Below are 2890 nucleotides of genomic sequence, written 5' to 3'. Positions count from 1 at the left end.
GGGCGGGCCACACGCTGGCGGGCCACACGCTGGCGGGCCACACGCTGGCCGGACCACCGGCGGGCGGGCCGTGATCGGTGGTTATGAGCGGGGGGTTATGAGCAGGCGGGCACCAGCACGGCGGCGGGCATGACACGGCCAGGTCGGGCGGGGGGTGGAGCGACGGCGGAACCACTGGAACCGCTACAGGCGGACGACCCGGTATCGGTCGGCAGGTATGTGCTGGACAGTCGCCTCGCCGCCGGCGGTATGGGCACGGTCTATCTCGGTCGGGACACGGCGGGCCGCCACGTTGCGGTCAAGCTGATCCGGCCGGACCTCGCAGCCGACCACGACTTCCGGGAACGGTTCCGCCATGAGGTTGCGGCGGCCCGGCGGGTCTCGCCGTTCTGCACGGCTTCGGTGCTTGACGCGGACCCGGACGCCTACCCGCCGTACCTCGTCACCGAGTACATCGAGGGCAGGCGGCTGGACCGGGTGGTCATGGAGGACGGCCCGCTGCCCGCCTCGACCCTGGCCGGTACCGCGATCGGGGTGGCAACGGCGCTGACGGCCATCCACCACGCCGGGATCGTCCACCGTGACCTCAAACCGGCCAACGTGATCATGTCGTTGTCCGGGCCGAGGGTCATCGACTTCGGGATAGCCAAGCCCGCGGCTACCGTACGCCATGACCTCGACCGGGGGCTGATCTTCGGGACCAGCGGGTGGATGGCGCCCGAACAGATCCTCGACGATCCGGTCGGTCCGGCCGCGGACATCTTTACCTGGGGTCTTCTGGTGGGTTATGCGGGCACGGGCCGCCACCCGTTCACCGAACCTGGAGGTTTCGGGCCGGCCGCCGACGCGAGTCTGGGGCAGCGGATCGTGGACGCGGCGCCGGATCTGACCGGCCTCGCCCAGCCGCTGCGCGGGCTGGTCGAGATCGCGCTGACCAAGGATCCGCGGGCCCGACCGGCCGCGCGTGATCTGCTCATGCGGCTGGTCGAGGGAAACGCGGACGTCAACGCGTCCACGCCGATCGACCAGATTCTCGGCAGGACGCAGCGGATGGCCGCTGTCGTGCCACCGACCCGCCTCGGCCCGCCGGCATTCGCGACCGGCTATCCGCCGAGCCAGTCGGCACAGCCGGGCCAGTTCGGCCAGCCGGGCCGGTTCGGGCAGCCGGCGCGGTTCGCCGAGTCCGCGGCCCAGGCCCCGCCTCCCTTGTACCCGCCTGCCGCGCCGCCGCGCCCACGCCGCTGGTGGCTGCTGGCCCTGGTCGCAGTGCTCCTGTTGCTGGTCGGCTGGGTGGCCCTGCGGAGCCTGCGCGGCAACGACTCGGGCGGGGGGCCGTCCGCCGCCCCCAGCTCGTCGGCTTCGGGCTCGGCGTCCCCGTCCCAGTCCCCGTCCGCAAAGGCGGGGATCGGCGTCCCGGTCCGGGACGGGCAGCTTGAGTTCACCGTGATGAGCGTGCAGTGCGGGGTTGATCAGCTGAAGGTCACGTTGATCACCAGGCATCCGGACGGCCAGTACTGCCTGGTTGCGCTCACCGCGCACAACGTCGGCAGCTCGACCCGGAACCTGTCGTTGGCTCCGCAACGGCTTGTCGACAGCGCCGGAGCGGACCACGATTCCAGCCAGCTCCTGTCGCGGGCCGCCTTTTCCGAGGGTATCTGGGGAAACCTCTCCGAGGGAGAGACCGCGAGCGGCACCCTTGTCTTCGACATCCCCCGGGACGTCACCGTTGATCATCTGGAGCTGCACGACGGCCCCTTCAGCGACGGGGCCACCGTCCTGCTCCGATGATCTCGATCTCGATCTCGGTTCTGGTCCCTGGCGCGGCCGGCTCTCAAGAATGTGATTCTGGTGCTACTGCAGCAGCACCAGAATCACATCCTTCGGCGCCCGGCGCCCGGCGCCCGGTGGCGCACCAGACGGTCGGATGACCGGCTGGTCAGGCGAAGACGACGGTGCGGACGCCGTTGAGGAGCACCCGGCGCTCGGCGTGCCAGCGCACGGCCCGGGCCAGGACCTGAGCCTCGATGTCGCGGCCCACGGCAACGAGCCGGTCGACGTCGCAGCCGTGGTCGACCCGGGCGACATCCTGCTCGATGATCGGACCTTCGTCGAGGTCCGGTGTCACGTAGTGAGCCGTGGCGCCGATGATCTTCACGCCGTGTGCGTGGGCCTGGGCGTAGGGCCGGGCGCCCTTGAAGCTCGGCAGGAACGAATGGTGGATGTTGATAATCCGGCCCTCGAGCTCCTTGCACACGTCGGCAGACAGGATCTGCATGTAACGCGCGAGCACAACAAGATCGACGTTTTCGTCGGCGACCAGCTGTAGCAGCCGCTGTTCCTGGTCGGTCCGGGTCTGTGCTGCGACCGGCAGATGGTGGAAGGGCACGCCGTGCCAGCGGACCAGTTCTTCGGCGGCACGGTGGTTGGACACGACGCCGACAACCTCGACGGGCAGTGTCCCGGCACGGCGACGTGACAGCAGGTCGGCCAGGCAGTGATCGTGTTGCGAGACCATGATCATTATTCGGGGTCGGACGGCGGCGTCCCAGATCTGCCAGTCCATCGAGAAGGCTTCGGCGACCGTGCCGAAAGCGTCGCGTAGATCGTCCAGGCTGGCGCGTGGCTCCTCGACGTCAGCGGCCAGGCGCAGGAAGAAGTGGGTGGTGTCAGGGTCCAGGTACTGCTGAGCCTCGACGATGTTGCAGCCGGACGCGGTGACGAAGGAGGACACCGCCGCGACGATGCCCCGCCGGTCGGGGCAGCTGAGCGTGAGTACCAGACGCTGGTGTGACACCCCGCCAGCCTAGTCGGGCGCCGGCCGCCGTCCGCGCGATCATGCTCCTTCTCGCGCGCCCGGCGGCCCCAAGCAGTCTGGCGGCTGGTCAGGAGT

2 protein-coding genes are annotated in these 2890 nt (G+C 69.8%); one reads left to right on the top strand and one right to left on the bottom strand.

Annotation, left to right across the window (positions count from 1 at the left end):
* The first annotated feature begins 129 nt into the window (after positions 1 to 129).
* The gene (locus tag U9980_RS03705) at positions 130 to 1788 is read left to right on the top strand and encodes a serine/threonine-protein kinase (RefSeq protein ID WP_322766683.1); all 1659 of its coding nucleotides are present in this window, start codon (positions 130 to 132) and stop codon (positions 1786 to 1788) included.
* A 148-nt stretch (positions 1789 to 1936) separates the two neighbouring features.
* On the opposite strand, the gene purU is transcribed toward U9980_RS03705, so the two are convergent.
* On the bottom strand, positions 1937 to 2794 hold the full coding sequence (gene purU / locus U9980_RS03700; protein ID WP_322766682.1) for a formyltetrahydrofolate deformylase: 858 nt from the start codon (positions 2792 to 2794) through the stop codon (positions 1937 to 1939).
* Positions 2795 to 2890: the final 96 nt, after the last annotated feature.

The organism is Protofrankia sp. Cr1 (assembly GCF_963555865.1).
Classification (GTDB): Bacteria; Actinomycetota; Actinomycetes; order Frankiales; family Frankiaceae; genus Protofrankia.
Note: the sequence above shows the minus strand (reverse complement) of the source record. Positions and strands in the feature narration are given on the sequence as shown.

Excerpts from the sequence above, each read along its gene's own strand:
- U9980_RS03705 (WP_322766683.1), top strand. The coding sequence starts at position 130 with ATGACACGGCCAGGTCGGGCGGGGGGTGGAGCGACGGCGGAACCACTG.